This is a genomic window from Luteibacter sp. OK325, from assembly GCF_003050935.1.
In the GTDB taxonomy this organism is placed as follows: domain Bacteria; phylum Pseudomonadota; class Gammaproteobacteria; order Xanthomonadales; family Rhodanobacteraceae; genus Luteibacter.
In genome coordinates this window covers 64,328-83,162 of record NZ_QAOX01000011.1, presented here as the reverse complement: position 1 = coordinate 83,162, position 18,835 = coordinate 64,328, and the positions used below count along the sequence as shown (strand labels likewise).

Annotated in this window: 14 protein-coding genes and 1 pseudogene; 8 read left to right on the top strand and 7 right to left on the bottom strand. The window is 63.3% G+C overall.

Annotated elements, in window-relative coordinates:
• Positions 1-5 precede the first annotated feature (5 nt).
• Both C8J98_RS19500 and C8J98_RS19495 read left to right on the top strand, forming a co-directional pair.
• Positions 6-500, top strand: coding sequence for a TPM domain-containing protein (locus C8J98_RS19500; protein WP_343125730.1), 495 nt, complete (start codon positions 6-8; stop codon positions 498-500).
• Positions 501-606: 106 nt separating this feature from the next.
• Positions 607-1,113 carry an SgcJ/EcaC family oxidoreductase gene (locus C8J98_RS19495; RefSeq protein WP_107915169.1) on the top strand — a complete coding sequence of 169 codons (507 nt, stop codon included), beginning with the start codon at positions 607-609 and terminating at the stop codon, positions 1,111-1,113.
• 26 nt (positions 1,114-1,139) lie between these two features.
• Here C8J98_RS19495 and C8J98_RS19490 read toward each other — a convergent pair whose 3' ends face one another.
• The 4 genes and pseudogenes from C8J98_RS19490 to C8J98_RS19475 form a co-directional block, all read right to left on the bottom strand.
• The gene (locus tag C8J98_RS19490; protein WP_107915167.1) at positions 1,140-2,240 is read right to left on the bottom strand and encodes a CAP domain-containing protein; all 1,101 of its coding nucleotides are present in this window, start codon (positions 2,238-2,240) and stop codon (positions 1,140-1,142) included.
• Between the two features lie 555 nt (positions 2,241-2,795).
• Positions 2,796-3,095, bottom strand: a pseudogene (locus C8J98_RS22400) (helix-turn-helix transcriptional regulator).
• 80 nt (positions 3,096-3,175) lie between these two features.
• Positions 3,176-6,097 (bottom strand): TonB-dependent receptor, encoded by a 2,922-nt coding sequence (locus tag C8J98_RS22550; protein WP_107915165.1) that lies wholly within the window; start codon positions 6,095-6,097, stop codon positions 3,176-3,178.
• Positions 6,098-6,223: 126 nt separating this feature from the next.
• Positions 6,224-8,200: a S9 family peptidase gene (locus C8J98_RS19475; RefSeq protein WP_107915163.1), complete on the bottom strand. Its 1,977-nt coding sequence runs from the start codon at positions 8,198-8,200 to the stop codon at positions 6,224-6,226.
• A gap of 154 nt (positions 8,201-8,354) precedes the next feature.
• On the opposite strand from C8J98_RS19475, the gene lgt reads away from it, so the two are divergent.
• Both lgt and C8J98_RS19465 read left to right on the top strand, forming a co-directional pair.
• Entirely contained in the window at positions 8,355-9,182 is an 828-nt protein-coding gene (lgt, locus tag C8J98_RS19470) for a prolipoprotein diacylglyceryl transferase (RefSeq protein ID WP_107915161.1), read from the top strand.
• 14 nt (positions 9,183-9,196) lie between these two features.
• Positions 9,197-9,991: a thymidylate synthase gene (locus C8J98_RS19465; RefSeq protein ID WP_107915159.1), complete on the top strand. Its 795-nt coding sequence runs from the start codon at positions 9,197-9,199 to the stop codon at positions 9,989-9,991.
• 31 nt (positions 9,992-10,022) lie between these two features.
• Here C8J98_RS19465 and C8J98_RS19460 read toward each other — a convergent pair whose 3' ends face one another.
• Entirely contained in the window at positions 10,023-11,012 is a 990-nt protein-coding gene (locus tag C8J98_RS19460) for an aldo/keto reductase (protein ID WP_233260304.1), read from the bottom strand.
• Between the two features lie 100 nt (positions 11,013-11,112).
• Here C8J98_RS19460 and C8J98_RS19455 point away from each other — a divergent pair, with 100 nt between their 5' ends.
• The 3 genes from C8J98_RS19455 (at position 11,113) to C8J98_RS19445 (ending at position 13,830) form a co-directional block, all read left to right on the top strand.
• Positions 11,113-11,757, top strand: a complete 645-nt coding sequence (locus C8J98_RS19455) for a TetR/AcrR family transcriptional regulator (protein WP_107915157.1) — start codon at positions 11,113-11,115, stop codon at positions 11,755-11,757.
• 2 nt (positions 11,758-11,759) lie between these two features.
• Complete coding sequence (locus C8J98_RS19450) at positions 11,760-12,479, top strand: helix-turn-helix domain-containing protein (RefSeq protein WP_107915155.1); 720 nt, start codon at positions 11,760-11,762, stop codon at positions 12,477-12,479.
• 76 nt (positions 12,480-12,555) lie between these two features.
• Entirely contained in the window at positions 12,556-13,830 is a 1,275-nt protein-coding gene (locus C8J98_RS19445; protein WP_107915153.1) for an MFS transporter, read from the top strand.
• Here the strand turns inward: C8J98_RS19445 and C8J98_RS19440 are convergent.
• Together C8J98_RS19440 and C8J98_RS19435 are read right to left on the bottom strand one after the other, a co-directional pair.
• On the bottom strand, positions 13,809-14,981 hold the full coding sequence (locus C8J98_RS19440) for a mandelate racemase/muconate lactonizing enzyme family protein (protein ID WP_107915151.1): 1,173 nt from the start codon (positions 14,979-14,981) through the stop codon (positions 13,809-13,811). The genes C8J98_RS19445 and C8J98_RS19440 overlap by 22 nt on opposite strands.
• The gene (locus C8J98_RS19435) at positions 14,978-15,910 is read right to left on the bottom strand and encodes a dihydrodipicolinate synthase family protein (RefSeq protein ID WP_107915276.1); all 933 of its coding nucleotides are present in this window, start codon (positions 15,908-15,910) and stop codon (positions 14,978-14,980) included. Before C8J98_RS19435 ends, C8J98_RS19440 begins: the two co-directional genes overlap by 4 nt.
• A gap of 176 nt (positions 15,911-16,086) precedes the next feature.
• Here C8J98_RS19435 and C8J98_RS19430 point away from each other — a divergent pair, with 176 nt between their 5' ends.
• The gene (locus C8J98_RS19430; RefSeq protein ID WP_107915149.1) at positions 16,087-18,816 is read left to right on the top strand and encodes a TonB-dependent receptor; all 2,730 of its coding nucleotides are present in this window, start codon (positions 16,087-16,089) and stop codon (positions 18,814-18,816) included.
• Positions 18,817-18,835: the final 19 nt, after the last annotated feature.

The following is an 18,835-nucleotide window of genomic DNA, read 5'->3' as shown; positions in this document are numbered from 1 at the left end:
TGGATATGCAACGGATAACCGCCAACCTGTTCGGCGCCTGGTTCCAGATCGGCCGACAGTTCGGCCCGGATACGCTGGACGCCATTGCGAGCACGGTCTCGACCGGCGAAGCCACGCACCGTGGCGAACTGCGCGTCGCGATCGAATCGCGCCTGCCGATGTCCGCCGTCGCGTCGGGTGTCACGGCTCGCGACCGCGCGGCGATGCTGTTCGCGCACCTGCGCGTCTGGGACACCGACGACAATTGCGGTGTCCTGCTCTACGTCCTGCTCGCCGAGCATCGTATCGAGATCATCGCGGACCGCGGCATTGCCAAGGCCGTCGCACCGGCTGAGTGGGAAGCCATCACGACCCACATGCGCGATGCCTTCGCTGAAGGGCGTTTCCGCGAAGGTGTACAGATCGGCGTGGCCGACGCGGGTGCCTTGCTCGCGCGGCATTTCCCGGCCGACGGCCGCCCACGCGAGAACCAGCTGCCTGATAGACCGCTGGTGCTGTAACTCCGGTGTTACGCACCAGGGTGCCGCAGGCATACGCCATTCGGGGAATGGTCCTGCGACGCCTGCCGTAGCACCCTCGTCAGGTCATTCCCGTCCGGTGCGACGCATGAAGACCTTCCTGTTCTTGCTCGTTCTACTGTTCGGCCCGTCCCTGGCCCGGGCGCAGACGGCTAACGATGAAGCCGCGCTCACGGCGCTACCCCAGGCCTTCATCGATGCATGGAACCGCCACGATGGTCATGGCCTGGCCGTGCTTACCGAACGCGACGTGGATTTCGTCACGGTCGACGGCAAGTGGATGCGCGGACAGAAGGATTTCGAGACGTATCACACGCGCATTCTTGGCGACCGTTTTCGTCTCTCGATGAATCGTGTCATGGGCGCGAACGTGCGCTTCCTCGCGCCGGACCTCGCCTCGGTGCACTACACCTGGCAGATCACCGGCGCGACGGATGAAGCGGGTCGCGCGCTCCCGCCGCGCTCCGGCCTCATGGTGCTGCTCGCACGCAAGCAACACGGGCAGTGGCTTATTGCGGTGGGGCAGAACACGAATGGGGCGGCTGCACGTAGTGAAGGGGCCGACATTGTTTCACCGTTGGCGTTGGTGCCGTGAAGCCACCATGTGGGCGAGGACCGCGCTTACTGAGGACCGTTGACAAAGCCGGGATCTCCATCGTGAGTGCCGACAACGGCCGAAACGGCATCAACGCCATAAATACCGACACCGCTTAGAGAAATGTAACGGTAACGCGTTGCTGTCGGCGGATATGCCATGGCCGAATGAACTCCATTGACGGTAGCGCGAGGACGCAGGACTCCCTGGCCAATGGAAACGCGGTTCTCGTCGAAGAAATCAACGCGGGCGTCAATGTCGAGGCCCTGTGTGTATACGACGAGGTTTCCGGCCGCCACACCCCCGTTGGAGGTGGTGCCGAAATCGAGGGTAAGGTTGCCGGTAAGGAGAACGGTAGCGTTAACCCCATCGCGGAATCCAACGGCGTTATCCGCGCCTAGTACCAACAAAGGCGTGGTGAGGGGTGGAGGTGCGGTGCCACCATTCGCGGCGCTGTGCACGGCCTCGGCGTAGAACGTTGGCAAGCCGACGTTCTCGGAATATTCCCCAAGAACGTTACCTGGCTCGTCCCATTGAGCGTCAACTATGTATGCATACCCTGCCGTCGGGAGCCCCGGTACGGAGGAGCACGATGCGATGCCGAGGCCCACTTGACGTGTGGTACGCCACACAATCTGGGTCCAATTGGGAGCGAGTTTGCCCGGAGACACACTGCCAGTTGAGTAATCGTAGTCGACGATCTCAGCACCCCACAGGTCTATGGCCTTGGCGACAATTACTTCGTGTGTCAGCGGCGTAGGACTGGTAAGAAAGGCGAGGGTTTCTCCATTGCTTTCCGAACTCGAATAATCATAAACGCAATGTTCGGCCCATTGCTGGGCATCTGACTGCAAGCTAGTGCTGTAGGTTACCGGAGGTGTGTCGAACTGTTCCCGTCGAATCTTGTTCACTGCATCGACCAGACTTTGTGCGGTGGCTTGCGACACCGCTGCGCGAGCGGCTTGTGGTATTGCGACAGGAGTCGCGACAAGGAAAAAAAAGACCCCAAAGCTCAAGAATCGATGACGAGAAAATGTTCTTCCCGTTGGACTTACGTCGATCATGGCAAAGGGTAGGACATCACTGGCTCTTGGGGATTTTTCGATGCTTCCTGCGGTGCGAATCATGATGTCTTCCTCTTCCTATCCATGGATATGAAGCCTCCTGAAAAGAGGCAGGGCTACTTCAATCGTCACTGCCCTGCCAGGCAAGTGAGCCAGTCCGATAGTCGATGCCATCAGGGTGATGCCGGCAACATGCGCCCAACACCAACAGACAGCGCTATTCAATGGCTGTGAAATGCTGCGCGTCGCGGCACTCTTGCACAAGTGCCCGGCATAGCGAGTCGGCGTTTCATTTTCGACATTCGATACACGTTTCCGGATCGTCGGCCAGATAACCATTGATTCGTGGCCTAAGACCATTCAAGGACACGCTCGTTGCGAAATCATCCCCCTCGGGATGGCGGCAACGGAAGCAGCGCGCCTCGTGGCCCTCCTTTGCCAGCTCACGAGTGAGTGGGGTCATCTTGCATGGTGAGAAGGCGGGCCTTCGGGGTACTCAACGCGCCCTGTCCGCCGTGTGCCATTCGGCCAGCAGCGCTGAAGTAACCGACCTGGTACACGCCGGCCGTCGTTCGCCGGCACGTCACTCCACGACGATCAGACCGCCACAGGCGTTCCTCAGTCGCCATCAAGCGAGTTGAGTTGGACCTCGTTGCCCATGCGGGCGGCAAACGTCATGAGTATATCCAGGCTGAACTTCTCGACCTTGCCACGGCGAAGGTCCGATACCCGGCTTTAGCTCACTTTCAAGACCCGGGCCGCTTCTGTCTGGGACAGATGCTTATCGTCGATCATCTTTTCGATGGCGATCATGAGTTCGGATCGCATCTTGTGAACACTGGCTTCGGGTTCGGCAAATCCAAGGTCAGCGAACACATTTCCGTTAGACCGGCTCAACGTTGTGTCATCGCGGGTCATTGGCATAAGAAGCTCCATTCCTTGGCGCCAAGTATATAAGTACTTAGATTTTCAGGCAGGTGCCTGGATGGTATGGAACGTCAGAACTTCTGCTGATAACCCACATAGAAATAGCGGTCGATGTCGAAGGCAGGGTTATACGGCGGGCTGCCGCCACCGGCGCTGGACACGTTGTAGTACAGCGGTCCCTTGCGCGCGAAAACGTTGTTGATGCCGACGCGGAAGTTGCCATTCCACGGTGCCTGCCAACGCAACTGTGCGTCGTGGAACGCGACCGAGCCCTTGCGACTCACGCCTGTGACACCGGTGATCGCGTTGATTTCATCCGGTCGGTTGCACTCGACCGTGGACGACCAGCACGAGTCCTTCAGGCCGTCGAAGTAGCGCACGGTCCACGTCGCACCAAAGCGGCGCCACGACCAGTCGAGCGACAGGTTCGAACGCACGCGGTACAAACCCTGCACGCCGTTCATGTAGCCAGCGAGCTGTCGCGGTGCCGAACCAGGACTGCTCGATTGCGTGTAGTCCTTCAGATAGGTGCTATCCGAAAGCAGCGTGAACTCACCGTAGCGCGTTTCCGGGAAGCGATAGTGCGCGCCGAGGTCGTAGCCTTCGGTACGCAGTGTGCCCAGGTTGGTCAGGCTTTCATCCAACGAAGTGATGTGTCCGTCCGCCGCGCGCGTAAAACGACCGCAATACGTCGGATCGTTGCGCACGTAGCAGAAGTTGAGAATGTCGCCGGCGAGGATCGGCGTGATCACGTCGCGGATGTCGACCTTGTAATAGTCGAGCGTGACATCAAGGCCATCGGCATAGCTGGGGCTATAGACCAGACCCGCGGTGCGCGTGATCGACGTTTCCGGCCGCAATGCGGGATTGGCGCCCGTGCGGAAAGCCACCGGATTCTGGCCGCCGGTGGCTGAGTTGACCTGCGCGCCTGACTGGTCGATCTGCCGGTAGTTCGCCGGCACACCGGCTGCCGCGCAGCGCCCTCGCACACCGGCGTCGGAGGCTGCCGCGCCGTAGGCACTGTCGCAGGGGTCGAGGAAGCTTTCGAAGCTCTCGCCAGAACCCGCGTAGAGATCGGCAACCGTCGGCGCACGAAAACCTTCGGCGTACGTACCACGCAGCAGCAGGTCGTCGAACGGCTTCCAACGGAAGCTGTACTTGTTGTTCGTACGGCCACCGAACGCGGTGTAGTGCGAGTAGCGCGACGATGCATTCACCGCCAGTTCGCGGGCGAGCGGCAGGTCGGCCAGCAACGGTACGTCGAGTTCGAGGTAAGCCTCGTTGACGATGTAGCCACCGTTGGTTGGATTGCTGGCCAGTTGGGTGGTCAGTCCAGCGGAGTCGGCGGGATCGGGCACGTAGCGGCCGTTCTCGTCGCGATGCTCAAAGCCACCGGCAACGCGTACCGTGCCGGCAGGCAGGTCGAACACGCCGCCGGTCAGGTTGGCGACGATGTCGTTGGTCCGCGTCACCTGGCGTGCGGTGGTCGTGGACTGCACGTAGTTCCACACGGCATCCGGCGTGCCGCCGGGACCGGCGAGGATGTTCCACGGCACGCAGCCCGCCGCGCGATCCGCGGCATTGGCGCAGACGACATTGCCGTTCACGACTGCGGTGGGTCCCAGCGCCTTGGCTGCGTTGACCAGGTTGATGTTGCCGCTGTCGGTGCGGCTGTCGCGCGCTTCGGAATAACCGTAGGTGACGTCCCAATTCCAGGTGCGCTCGCCCCAGAGAAAGCTGCCCTCTGCACCGGCATCGACATGGAACGCCTTGCTCTTCGCCCAGCTCATGCGCGGAAGCTCGGTGGTGCGGCGGAAGAAATCAGTGTCGTAACCCGGGAATGGGTTGTAAGCGTTGGCGGCGTCGATAACCAGATCGCTGGTGCGACCCGAGCCACTCTCCAGTGGATAGCCGGCCGCCTGACTGCGTGTGTCGCGCACGCCGTAGCTGGCCATGCCGCGCAGGGCGATGTCATCGGTGATGTTGTAGCGGCCCGTCGCGAACAGGTTGCGCAGCTTGCTACCGGCGCGGAAGGTCATGTCCTGCGGCGTCGAATATTTGTCGGCGTTACTGTCGACGTCGTACGGGTGATAGTTGGCCAGGTCTGCGGTGTTGCCGGCCACGCCGCCAGGGTGGTTGACCACGTAGCGGTTGGCCATCCAGGAACCATCGGCGGCATACGCGCCGGCGCCTGACGTGCCGGGCGCACGTGGATCGACCACGCCGCCATAGGGCCCCATACCGAAACCGTCATCCGGATGGCGCGGTCCATACGCCGTGTCGGTCAGCGAACGCTTGCTGTCGTATAGCTCGTCGCTGTCTTCATAACTGGCGCCAAGGATGATCGACGCGCGCTCGCTGCTCTTGCCCCAGGTGAACGTGCCGTTCTTCTGGGTGCCGTCACCCTTGCCGTTGACGCCGTAGAGCACATCCGCCGAAGCGCCCTCGAAGCGGTCGGTGGTAACGATGTTGACCACGCCGCCGATGGCATCGGAGCCGTAGATCGACGAAGCGCCGTCCTTGAGGACTTCAATGCGCTCGACGATCGCCACGGGAATGGTCGACAGGTCGGTGAGGCCATTGAGACTGGTGGCCCAGCGACGGCCATTGACCAGGACAAGCGTACGCACGGCGCCGAGGTTCCGCAGGTTGGCGTAACGGCCGCCGGCGTCGGTGCTGGACGAGAGCGTGTCCTGCGGCGTGACTTCTGGGGTCCCGGCGGACGGAATGCGGCCGATGATGTCGGCCAGGCTGGTCAGGCCCGTGTCTCGGATCGCCTGGCGATCCATCGTGAAGATGGGTTGGGCGGTTTCGACGTCGGTGCCGCGGATGCGCGAGCCGGTCACGCTGACGTTTACCGGCGCGAGCATTTCCGCCGACGAACTGGCTTCCTGCGCGTGGGCCCCGGCTGCGAGCAAACAGGCTCCGAGCGCTGCGGCAAGCGCTACGCGTCGCCCTGCGACGAGGCGCTTGTGCCCGGAACTGACGTGCATACCCTGAAGCCTCCCAAGCCCCGCCATACCCCACCCGGGACCGACGATCACGCGAAGATAACGCGTGCGGCGTGACGGGGGCAACCGGCGGAAGTCATGGACGCCCGCCGGTCGGGGTCTGGCTTGCTACTGGGTCGAGGCCGTCGCCTGCTGCCCGCCACCGATATTCTTTTCCAGGAACGCTTCCAGGCGGGTGTACATCTCTTCAATATTCGACGGCTTGACGAAGCCGTGGCGCTCATCGGGCTTGGTCAGGACCTCGTAGGGCTTGTGCGCCGCATCCAGGGCCGCGCGCATGGCCTTGAAGTGGGCGAAAGGGGCCCGTTCGTCGTCTTCGCCGTGGATGAGGAACACCGGCACGTCGATCTTGTCGGCGAGGTGGGTGGGCGAGTTCGCCGCCAGCTCGGCCTGGTCGTTGCCGATCGCCATGTTGAGATAGTTGACGCCCAGTTTTTTCTCCTGGATATCGCCCTTGGTGTACATCATGCCCAGGTCGTAGATGCCATCGTAGGCCACCGCACACTTGAACATGCCGGGTGCGCGCACCGGCGCCATCAGCGCCGAATAACCGCCAAAGCTGGCGCCAAAAACGCATACCCGCTTCGGGTCGGCATAGTTCTGCGCGATGGCCCATTTCACGCCGTCGATCAGGTCTTCCTGGATACGCGTGCCCCATTTCTTCAGGCCGGCGCTTTCGAAGGCGCTTCCACGCCCTGTCGAACCGCGGAAATTCACCTGCAACACGACGTAGCCACGACTGGCGAGAAACTGCGCGTCCGTGTCGTAGTACCAGTCATCGGAGACCTCGTACGGACCGCCGTGGGGCAGCAGCACCATCGGCAGGTTGGTCTCCGGGCGCCCCTTGGGGAAGGTGAGGATGGCCTCGAGTTCCAGGCCGTCGCTGGCCTTGAAGCGGAGCGGCCGGCGTTCGGACATCTTCGCCGGGTCGATCCACGGCTGGGCGTCGAAGAGCTTCGTCACCTTGTAGGTCTTGGTGTCGATCAACATGAAACGGCCGGGTTCGCGGTCGCTGGCGACTTCGAACATCAGTTGGCCCCCGTCCCGGCTGAAGTCGACGAACCTGACGAAGTTGCCCGGGAATTTCAGCGACAAGGCCATATGCAGCTTGGCGATCGGCGCTTGCGGGTCGATGTACTCGGCTTTCGGGATGCCGGTGTCGACGATAGTGCCGAAGGGACGCAACGGCGCCGGTGTCCACAGGCCCGCAGCAGACACCCAGCCGAAGTCGTCCTTGCGGATCACCTTCAGGTTGCTGCCGTCCTCGTCCTGCTCGATGAACTCGCCACCCTTGCCGTCAGGGCTGGCCAGCGCATAGATCCGTTTGTCATTGCCTGCCACCGAAGCGACCGGTTCGAAGGATCGGTGTGCCTGATTGATCGCAAGTTTCGTCCAGCCGCTACCTTCGCGGTGGTACACCTGCCACTTCGCGTCCGTGCCCGTGCCGAAGGCGAAGCGGGGCGTGCCGTCGGGCGCGACCAGGAAACTCATGTTGGGCTGGCCGATATCGGCCATCTGCCGGCGCGCGCTCGTTTGCGCGTCGACGTCGTAGAGGGTGCTGCGATCCTCGTCGCCCCAGAGAGTGGCCCGCATGTAGAAGTGGCCGTTGGCGTCGATCGGGCCACCATCGATGGTGCCCCAGCCGCGGTCGAGTGCGCGCGTGGCAGCGCGCTTGCCGACGGCCTCGTAGCCGAACAGGTAATCCGGGTTCTTGCCGTTGACGTCGATCGCCATGATCTCGCCGGTATAAGAAGCCGCACCGATGGATCCGTCGACCTTGCCGCGAGCGACAACCAGCCGGGTGTTGCTGGCCCACATCATGCTCGCCGGCAGCTCGTAGGGTGGCATGCGGATCAGCGTGACCGGCTTGGTCATGTCGCCGACCCTGTAGATCGCCAGGCCATGGGTCTTGCCGTCGGGGTCGTGGAAGGCCATCGAGACGTACTGGCCGTCGGGCGAGAGGCTGGGATCGGTCAGTGGCATCCGCCGGGCGAAGTCCGCCACCGGGATCAGGTCGGCCGCACCCGCGGCGGTCGTGGCAAGACAAAGCGCGGCCAGCAACGGCCGCACGAAACGGTGGTTCATCGTCAACTCCCCTGGTGATGCTTCCGTGTCGGCGCCCGTCCCCCCGGATGGCACCCCGAGGCGGGATATATCCCATTCGTGGACGTACGGCAAGGCGATCTGCGGAAGGGGACGGGGCGCTACACTTGCCCCCTGCGTTCTTACTGGGCCTTCCATGGCAACTCCGTTCGTCGTCAATATCGATCCCGTCGCCCTGTCCCTCGGGCCTCTCCAGGTCCATTGGTACGGGCTCATGTACCTCGGCGGCTTCCTCGGCGGATGGGCGCTTGGCGAGTATCGCCGCCGGCAGGGTCGCTTGCCTGTCAGCGCGGACCGCTTCGGCGACCTCATGTTCTACTGCATGATGGGCGTGGTGCTGGGCGGCCGGGTCGGCTACATGCTGTTCTACACGGCCATCTCCTGGATCTGGACCGACCCCCTGGCGATCTTCCGCATCTGGGACGGAGGGATGTCCTTCCATGGCGGCCTGCTCGGCGTGGTGGTGGCAGGCATCTGGTGGTCGCGGCGGAATAACGTCAAGTTCTTCGACACGATCGACTTCGTCGCACCGCTGGTCCCCCTGGGTCTCGGCCTCGGCCGCCTGGGCAACTTCATCAATGGCGAGCTGTGGGGCAAGCCCACCGACCTCCCCATAGGCATGATTTTCCCGCACGCACCGGATGCGCTTCCGCGCCATCCCAATCCGCTCTACGAGTTCGCGCTCGAAGGCGTGGTGATGTTCGCCGTGCTCTGGATTTTCTCGTTGAAGCCGCGCCGGCGCTATGCCATCTCGGGCCTGTTCGCCCTCATGTATGGCTGCTTCCGCTTCATCATCGAATTCGTCCGCGTGCCGGATGCCCAGCTGGGCTACCTGGCGTTCGGCTGGGTCACGATGGGGCAGGTGCTCTCGTTGCCGCTGATCGCGCTCGGCATCCTGTGGCTGGCGATGTCGCGCCGCGCGCCCTACGCTCCCGTCGCGGTCACCCCCGCGACGGCGACCTGATATCGTCCCGAGCCATGCAGCCCTATCTCGAACTCCTGCGCCACGTGCGCGACCACGGCACCGAGAAATCGGATCGGACCGGTACCGGCACGCGCAGCGTCTTCGGCTGGCAGATGCGTTACGACCTGGCCAAAGGTTTTCCGCTGGTCACGACGAAGAAGCTTCACCTGCGCTCCATCGTCCATGAACTGATCTGGTTCCTGCAGGGCGACACGAACGTTGCGTACCTGAAAGAAAACGGCGTCAGAATCTGGGACGAGTGGGCCGATGCGAACGGCGACCTCGGCCCCGTGTACGGGCGCCAGTGGCGCGCCTGGCCCACGGCTGACGGCAAGGTGGTCGACCAGATCGCCTGGGTGGTGGACGAGATCAAGCGCAACCCGGACTCGCGTCGCCTCATCGTTTCCGCATGGAACGTCGGCGAGTTGCCGAAGATGGCGCTGATGCCCTGCCACACGATGTTCCAGTTCTACGTGGCTAACGGGAAGCTGTCGTGCCAGCTCTACCAGCGCTCGGGGGACATCTTCCTGGGTATCCCGTTCAACATCGCCAGTTACGCACTGCTTACCCACATGATGGCCCAGGTGACCGGGCTGGAAGTGGGCTACTTCGTGCACACGCTGGGCGACGCGCATCTTTACTCCAATCACATGGAGCAGGCGGACAAACAGCTCCTTCGCGAGCCGCGTCCGCTGCCCCGGCTTTCGCTCAACCCGGAGATAAAGTCGATCTTCGACTTCCGCTTCGACGATGTCGCCATCGTGGATTACGACCCGTATCCGGCGATCAAGGCACCGGTGGCGGTCTGACATAGCGCTGCCAGCCCGGACGGATGACGATTCACCTCGCCGCCCACTTCAGCACGAACTCCGGGTATCGCGAACCGACGATCGCTCCAGGCGCAAACGCGCGATCGAGTGCCGCGAGTTCGTCGGGTGTGAACGCCACATCGAGGGCGCGCATGTTGTCGGCGATCCGGGCGGGGCGGCTGACGCCAGTCAGCGGAATGATGTCCTGACCACGCGACAGGACCCAGGCCAGCGCGAGCTGTGCCGAGGTCACGCCCTTGTCCGCCGCCATGTCGTCGAGCGCCTTCGCCGTCGCCCTGTTGCGCGTGTAGTTCTCGCCATGCATGCGCGGTGCCAGGAAGTGTGCCCCTTCCGGCGGCTGGCCTTGCGGTAGCGTGCCCGCGAGCATCCCTTCCGCCAGGATGCGGTAGGCGACGACACCTATGCCAAGCTCGCGAGCTACGGGCAGGATTTCCGCTTCGATGAAGCGGGACGCCAGCGAATACTCGATCTCCAACGCTGTCACCGGGTGCACCGCATGCGCGCGCCGGATCAGATCGGCGCCTACTTCGGACACGCCGAGGTATCGCACCTTACCTTCCTGGATCAGGTCCGCAATGGCGCCGATGGTCTCTTCGTAAGGAACGTCGGGATCGGCCCGGCCCGGCTGGTAGAGGTCGATGACATCGACGCCCAGCCGCTTCAGCGAGTAGGCGGCGAAGTTCTTCACCGAGTTCGGCCGGCCGTCGAGGCCGATGATCTTGCCGCTCGGTGACAGCTGTGCGCCAAATTTCACACTGAGGAACGCCTGGTCGCGCCGACCCTTCAGGGCCCGGCCAACATTCAGTTCGCTGACTCCGCTGCCGTAGAAATCGGCGGTGTCGAGGAAGCTGAAGCCTGCATCCAGGGCCGCCTGGATGGTCCCGACGGCGACCTCGGCCTCGGCATCGTTCCGGCTGCGGCCGAAGGTCTGGCAGCCCAGGCCGAGGGCGGAAACTGTCGGGCCATGGGATCCAAGGCGGCGCGTGGTCATTTCTGTCATGCGAAACTCCGATAACTAGCCGGAGAATTCAGCTAGTGGTTACAAGTTACATATTTTGTAACTTATAATCACCGCGCCCGTCAACAAGGACCCACGCACCGTGCCGCGCACTGGTTTACCCGCCGATCAACTCAAGAAAAAGGCCATCGACGCGACCTTGGCACGCATGCGGCTCGTAGGTTTCGACAAAGTCAGGCTAAGCGACGTCGCGCGAGACATTGGCGTCAGCCATGCAGCGCTGTACGCGCATTTCACGGACAAGGCGGCTTTGCTCGACGCGGTCACCGCACAATGGCTGCAGGCGAGCCACGCCGCCGCAATCCCGGTCACCGAAGGGAACGGCACGCCCGATGGCCAGATCCTTGAATGGTTTGTCACGCTCTACCGTATGAAGCGGGCGCGGGCCATCGATGATCCCGAACTCTATCGGGCCTTCGACATCGCGTCGGCTCTCGACAAACCCTTCGTCATCGCGCACCTCAAAAGCCGCATGGACCAACTATCCAGCCTTGTCATGACGGCGGGACTGGCTGATGGACCCGATGCATTGCAAACGGCGAATCTTCTCTATCGAGCGACCGCGGCCTTCCATCATCCAACGTTGATTGCGCAAACGGCACAGGACGATCTCGAGCCCGAACTGCGCAGGATCGTCGAGCTCCTCTTGAGGGGGATCCATGAGCATTCGTCCTCACGCGATCAAGACAGCTGTGGCGATCCGAACTCGCGTACGGCTAATCTGTAGCCATGCGCGCAAAGCCCAATGCACAGCCCAACCAGAGCCTGATCGACGGCATTCTCACGTTGCAGGCCCTGGCTTCGGCTTCCGAGCCCGTGGGTTGCCGCGAACTTGCCCGGCAACTGGGCGCCAACACCACGCGCGTGAACCGCCTGCTGAAGACGCTCGCCTATATGGGCATCGTGCGGCAGACCTCCGATCGCAAGTACGCGCCGGGTCCGGGCATGCATGTGCTCGCCGCGCAGAGCCTCTTCGCTTCGGGACTCATCCGCCGCGCCTTGCCCGAGCTGGAGCGGCTGCGTCGGTTCGGACACACCGTGGCGATGGGCGTCCTCTGGAACGACAGCGTCAGCTACCTGTTCCATGCGCCACCGGGCATTGAAGCGGCGCGTGGCCTGGGACGTATCGGCCTGCTGCCGGCGACGACAAGCGGCATCGGCATCGTGCTACTGGCGCAGTTGCCGGATGACGAAGTGCGCGAGCTTTATGCCGACCGCGACATCCCGATGTTCACCGACGGCGTCGACAGCCTCCTCGATACCCTGCAGCGGACACGCAAGCAGGGTTATGCGCGCGTGCACGTGGCGGACGATCGCGATCACCACATCGTGGCGGTGGCGAGCGGCGAGCCGGTAGTCGCTGGCCTGGCCATGTCGGGTTGGATTCCGGAATCGGCCACGGCCGAGCTGGTCGAGGCCCTACGCCTGGCGGCGCTGGAGATCGGCTGATTTCTCGCCGCACCCTGCCTTGACCATGTTGCTATTTTAGTAATACGTTCCATGCGTCTTGGTGGGGGTGCACGGTATGACGGCAGGAAACGGGGAGGGCGCACGGCCAGGGCGGCTGCGTTGGGCGCTGCTCGCGTTGCTGTTCGTCTCGACGGTGATCAATTATCTCGACCGCCAGGCGCTCTCCATTCTTGCGACCACCATCCAGGTGGACCTGAGCATCACCGATGCTGCTTACGCGCACATCGTGCAGGTGTTTCTGTTCGCCTATACGGTGGCCTATCTGCTCGCCGGGCGTATCACCGACTGGCTCGGTTCGCGCATGGCCCTCGCCTTGTTCGTGGCCTGGTGGTCGGTGGCCAATCTGCTCACGGGCCTGGCGCGCAGCGCCTTCGAACTCGGCGCCGCGCGTTTTGCCCTCGGACTCGGTGAGCCGGGCAATTACACGGTCGGTTCCAAGGTGGTGTCGGAGCGGTTCCCGGCGGGCGAGCGCGGCCTCGCGTTCGGTATCTACACGGCCGGTGCGATGGTCGGCGCCACGCTGGCGCCACCGCTCATCGGCGGCGTCGCCATGGTTTACGGCTGGCGTTCGGCGTTCGTGGTGACCGGTGCAGCGGGGCTGCTCTGGCTCGGTGCCTGGCTGTGGATCCATCCGCGCGAAGAGCGCGCGGTGAAAGGGCCGGGCGTAGCGCAGGAGGGCGTGCTTTGGCGAACCTTGCTGCGTGATCGCACGCTGTGGCTGCTTGTGCTGTCGCGGGCCGTCGCCGATCCGGTCTGGTACTTCTACCTGTTCTGGTTTCCCAAGTACCTCAACGACGTGCGTGGTATGAAACTGGCCGCGGTGGCGTCAGTGGCGTGGGTGGTTTATCTCGCGGCCGACGTGGGCAGCGTTGGCGGCGGTGCGATCTCGAGCTGGCTGGTAAAGCGTGGCATCGAACCCACGCGAAGCCGCCTTATCGCCATGGCCGGTGCGGCCGTGATCGCGCCGGTGGGCATGTTCTCCGCGTTCCATCCCGCATTGCCGTTGTTGTTCGCCATCGGCTCGGCGGTGGCGTTCGCGCACCTGGTTTACCAGATCAACATCAGCACCCTGGTCGTCGACCTCTATCCGGGTCGCAACATCGCCACGATATTCGGCATCATCGGCGCAGGCAGTGCGCTCGGTGGCATGTTGTCCGCCCAGGTCGTCGCCAGCCTCGTGTCGAGCGGGAACTTCGATCGCAGCTTCGTGCTGATGGCCTTCCTGCATCCGCTGGCGTTTGGCGTGGCGTGGCTCGCAGTGAAGCTGGCACCGCGCTCGCGACTCATCGCGGACACGGTGCCGTTGACTCACGGTACGAGCTCGGCGTAATCCCAGAAACGCTTGCCCGGGCGCGCACCCAGGCCGGGTCCCGTGGGCAAGCGGTAATTGCAGTCGGCATAGGCCATGTCGGTGTCGAGCAATTCCAGCGAACGCGAGAACACCGAGTGCTGCCACTCATGCCGCCACAGGCCTGGCATGGTCACCGAGGCGTGCAGGCTCGCCGCCAGGAACATCCCGGCGCCGACCGTGGCGTGCGGTGCGGTAGCGATGCCGCCGGCTTCGGCGAGCGCATGGATGCGACGGAACTGCGTGATGCCGGTATGACCCATCTCCGGCTGGATGAAAGAGACGGAGCGATGCGACAGACGCAGGCGCGCCTCGTACTCGGTGTACCACTCTTCGCCGGCCGCGATGGCCACGGGCGAGCGCTTCGCAAGCCAGGCGAGGCCTTCCACGTCTTCCGGTTTCACCGGTGCTTCGACGAAATGCGGTCGATACACGGCCATGCGACCGATCAGGTCCAGAGCCTCTTCGGGTGAAAACTTCCAGTGCAGGTCGACCATGAGCAGGGCATCGTCACCGAGTGCCTGGCGCAGCGCGGCTACCTCCTCGACGATGCCTTCGCTGCTGACCACGGCGTGGATCTTGAACGCGTCGTGGCCCTCGTCGCGGAAGCGTTTCGCCATCTCGACACGCCCCTCCAGCGTGGCCGCCGGAAGGCCGGACAGGTAACCGGGCACGCGGTCGTGCTGTCGCTCGCCGAGCAGCTGCCACAGGGGCAAACCATGGTGACGTGCGCGCAGGTCCCACAAGGCGATGTCGAGCGCGGTGATCGCATCCACATGAAAGCCCGAGGTACAGCCACGTACGCGCATGAGTCCGTAGAGGTCATCCCAGATCTGTTCGACGTCGTCGGGATGGCGGCCGATGAGTTCAGGGACGAGCAGGTCGTTGATGATCTCGGTGGTGGCCCGCGGCGCGCAGATACCATAGGTTTCGCCCCAGCCTTCGTTGCCGTCCGCGTCGGTGATACGCACGGCGATGGAGCGATCCACCGAGGGGTAGATGGTGCCATTGCCCTTGCGCACCACATAGCCACGCGAGTTGACGCGCTCCCCGGGCCCGAGCGGGCCGAGGTAAGGCGTGTCCCGTGGAACGGTGACGATGAAGGTTTCGACCTTGGCGACATGGGCATTCATGCGGACATTCTCGCGCTTCCGCCGGGCGTGTGGTCGAGGGGGACCAGGTCGGCGATGCGGGCGAGCAGGGCATCGAGCTCGCGTTCGTCCCAGACGTCGAGCGTGGGGCCGGCTGCGCGGACATGGGCATTCGCGATAAGGCCACGACGCAACAGCACGGCCTTGGTCAGTCGCCAGCGGAACACCGCCTGCATGCTCAGCAGAGGCAGGGTGCGCTCGAACAGGTCCCGCGCGCCTTGTACGTCCCCGCGGTTGTAGCGCGCGAGCATGTCCACGTGCACTTCGGTGACTTCGCAGGCAGGCATCGTACCGATGGCGCCGCGCTGCAATTCGTCCATGACATAACGCGCGCCCGCGCCGCCGAAGACGGCGGTCACGTTGCCGCGCGCCTGCGCCGCCAATGCGGTGATGCGGTGGCCGGAAGGCTGCGTTTCTTCCTTGACGTAGCTAATGCCTTTGACCGCCGCCGCCAGCGCCGCCACTTGCGTCACGCCGAGGCCGACGCCCATCGGCGCCGGTGCGTTCTGCAACATGATCGGGATGCCCGATGCAGCGTGGATATCATTGAAATAGCGGGCCATGGCTTCCGGGTCGCCCGCATGTGCGTGCGGTGTAAGGATCATCGCCGCAACAGCGCCTGCCTTCGCGCCCGCGCTCGCGAGCTGCGTCGCCACCGTGCCATCGGGATGACTCGCGCCGACCACGAAGGGCACGCGGCCACCGATCCACTCGCCAAGCGCGCCGGTAACCTCGAACCGCTCGTCAATCGAGAGCATGTCGTACTCGCTCGCCAGACCTGGGAAGACGACGCCTGCCGCACCGGCGGCGAGAATGTATTCGAGCACGTTGCGCGTGCCGGCGAGATCGAGCTCGCCCGACCCATGAAAGATCGTCGGAAGTATGGGAAAAACGCCTGCCAGGTGGGTCATGTCGTCGCTTTCCTCGAAGAGGGAATTGTTGCGTTGCATCAATGATTTAGTTGTGCGGCGGTCCTTGCAACGATATCTATATTGCTATAATAGTTACACCATGCCAAGCAGAAAACGCGTTGGCACACGGCGCTAACCGGCAAAATCCGTGAGACCTCGGGGGAGGAAAAATAAACATGCGTCTTACTCGTCGCACCATCCTGTCGACCTTGATTGCACAGGTGCTCTTCGCTTCCGTTCCGGCCGTCGCGCAGACGAGCACGGCCAACGACACAACCACCAAGGTACCGGTGCCGCCCGCTCAGCCGCAGGCGCAAGCAGGCACCGCGCCGCAGGACCAGAACCCGATCACGCTCGAGGGTGTCACGGTGTCGGGAATTCGCCAGAGCCTCGAGAAGTCGCGCGACCTCAAGCGCGACTCCACGCAGATCGTGGATGCGATCGTCGCCGACGACATCGGCAAGCTGCCGGACACCAACGTGGCCGAGTCACTGGGCCGCGTGGCCGGCGTGCAACTGGAACGCGGGATGGGTGAGGGCAGCAGCGTGCTCGTTCGCGGTCTCAGCCAGAACGTCTACCTCTACAACGGCCGCGAGATCTTCGATGCCACCGGGCGCGGTGGTAATGGCCTGGATCAGCTCAATACGTCCACCTATGGGCTTCTGACCCTCGTCCCGTCTGAACTCATCTCGCGTCTTTCGGTGACCAAGCTCGCCAGCGCCGACCAGGTCGCGGGCGCGCTCGGCGGCATCATCGATATCGAAACGCGCATGCCGCTCAATGTGGACGGCGACCAGAACGTGGTGAGCGTCTCGGGCACGTACAGCAAGCTGGCGAAGAAGGGCGGCGGCGATGGCTTCGCGCTGCTTTCGGGCCACACCAAGGACGAACGCTTCGGCGCGATGATCGCCGCCACCTATAGCCACAGCACGGTGGTCCAGCAGGGCCTGGATACGTTCTCCGGTTACGCGTCCTACAAGGACACCTCGGTGACGCCAGCGGTCACGCGCTACGGCTCCACCGACATGCGCGCCCAGGACATCAGTGACGACCGCACGAAGAAGGGCGTCAGCGCCATCCTCCAGTGGCGTCCCGTGCCAGGCGTGGAAATCATCGGCGACACGTTCTACTCGAAGCAAACGGCGGACCGCGACCGCTACTGGCTGGCGTTCAACCCGAGTGCGGGGCTGAGCAACGCGGTGTATTCACCGAACAACATCCTGGTCGCCGGGCGCTCGACCAGCCCGATCCAGGCCAACACTGAAATCGCCGATATCGAAGCCGACGTCTGGTCCACGGCACTGAAAGCCAAGTTCCAGGCCGGCGACCATCTCGATGGTTCGGCTGAAGTCTCCTATGACCGCTCGAAGGCGGATTACCACCAGAACTACATGCGCCTGCAACCGGCGGCGGGCGTTACCTCGGTCATCGATTACGATCTGCGTCAGGGAGCCTTCGGAAGCTTCAATGTCGGTGGCGTAAACCTGACCGACCCCTCGCAGATGCGCATGAGCATCCTGTTCGATAACGACTATCGGGCGAAGACCGATGCCCCGGCCGCGCGCACCGACTGGACCTGGAACTTCGACTCCGATCACTGGCGCTCGCTGGATTTCGGCGCCCGGGTGACGAAGGTCAAGAGCGACCAGGATCCGCTGCGCGCGGATATCCGTCCGACCAACGGCGTTCCCTCCACCCAGCTGAGCGACTTCCTGCGGATCTATAGCAACGACGATTTCATGAAGGGCGAGTTCGACGGCCTGCCGCGCAGTTATCTGGGCAGCTTCCGCGAAGTGTTCACCGGCTGCTCCGCGTTCACGGGCATTCCGTCGATCAGCCAGAATGCCCAGTGCCTTGACGGACGTAACAACGCGCTCGCTTATGCAGGCACCTTCAGCATCGACGAGAAATTCAGCGAAGCGTATTCGAAGGTCGACTGGGGCTTCGATGCCGGCTCCATGCCGGTGTCGGGCAACTTCGGTATGCGCTATGTGCAGCGTGAGCTGGACTCGAGGGGTAACCTCCTTTCCGCGACCGGCGCGGCGATCCCGACCGACTACCGCAACACGGACCGCGAGTGGTTGCCTTCCGCCATCGCCAAGTGGGAAATCACCGACAAGCTTCTCCTGCGTGGCGGCGCCGCTCGCGTGGTCGCCTTCCCCAATACCGAAGACCTCAACAATGGCGTGACGCTCAACAATAATGCGGTGTTCGACAACGGCGTACAGATCACCCCTGGAACGGGCAGTGGCGGCGCACCGGCGCTCAAGCCGTTCAAGGCCGACCAGTACGACATGTCGCTGGAGTACTACTACAACGATACGGGCATGCTCTCGGCCGGTCTGTTCTACAAGGACGTCTCGACCTTCATCGTTCAGCAGCAGAGTCCCGAGAGCTACGGCGGCGTGGACTACTTCGTCAATCGCAAGGTCAATGGCGACCACGCGACGGTAAAGGGTGCCGAGTTCCTGGCCCAGGTGCCCTTCACGTTCCTGCCCGAACCGCTCAGTGGCTTCGGCATGGTCGCGACCTACACCTATATCGATTCGACGACACCTATCAAGGATGTGACCGGCCAGTCGCTGAGCTTCCCCGGTCTGTCGAAGAACAACGTCAACCTGATCCTCTACTACGAGACCGGCCCCTTCAGCGCCCGTGTCGCATACAACTGGCGCGACAACTACTTCGTGAGCCTGTCCGCCGCCAATACCGGTATCTATAACGACAACTATTCGGACCTGGCGGCGTCGGTCAGCTACAACTTCACCGACAAGATCTCCATGCAGCTTCAGGCCACCAATCTGCTGAACAGCAAACAGCGTACCTATGACGGCAGCACCGAGGGTCTGCGCACCAACGTGGTATATGGCCGTAACTACATGGCCACGCTGACCTGGCGCTTCTGATCATGTCCAGGCACGGCCA

Coding starts and splice junctions, on each gene's coding strand:
- C8J98_RS19440 (WP_107915151.1), bottom strand. CDS start 14,981: ATGAATGCCCATGTCGCCAAGGTCGAAACCTTCATCGTCACCGTTCCA.
- C8J98_RS19490 (WP_107915167.1), bottom strand. CDS start 2,240: ATGATTCGCACCGCAGGAAGCATCGAAAAATCCCCAAGAGCCAGTGAT.
- C8J98_RS19475 (WP_107915163.1), bottom strand. CDS start 8,200: ATGAACCACCGTTTCGTGCGGCCGTTGCTGGCCGCGCTTTGTCTTGCC.
- C8J98_RS19435 (WP_107915276.1), bottom strand. CDS start 15,910: ATGACCCACCTGGCAGGCGTTTTTCCCATACTTCCGACGATCTTTCAT.
- C8J98_RS19465 (WP_107915159.1), top strand. CDS start 9,197: ATGCAGCCCTATCTCGAACTCCTGCGCCACGTGCGCGACCACGGCACC.
- C8J98_RS19495 (WP_107915169.1), top strand. CDS start 607: ATGAAGACCTTCCTGTTCTTGCTCGTTCTACTGTTCGGCCCGTCCCTG.
- C8J98_RS19500 (WP_343125730.1), top strand. CDS start 6: ATGCAACGGATAACCGCCAACCTGTTCGGCGCCTGGTTCCAGATCGGC.
- C8J98_RS19445 (WP_107915153.1), top strand. CDS start 12,556: ATGACGGCAGGAAACGGGGAGGGCGCACGGCCAGGGCGGCTGCGTTGG.
- C8J98_RS22550 (WP_107915165.1), bottom strand. CDS start 6,097: ATGCACGTCAGTTCCGGGCACAAGCGCCTCGTCGCAGGGCGACGCGTA.
- C8J98_RS19430 (WP_107915149.1), top strand. CDS start 16,087: ATGCGTCTTACTCGTCGCACCATCCTGTCGACCTTGATTGCACAGGTG.
- C8J98_RS19450 (WP_107915155.1), top strand. CDS start 11,760: ATGCGCGCAAAGCCCAATGCACAGCCCAACCAGAGCCTGATCGACGGC.
- C8J98_RS19460 (WP_233260304.1), bottom strand. CDS start 11,012: ATGACAGAAATGACCACGCGCCGCCTTGGATCCCATGGCCCGACAGTT.
- lgt (WP_107915161.1), top strand. CDS start 8,355: ATGGCAACTCCGTTCGTCGTCAATATCGATCCCGTCGCCCTGTCCCTC.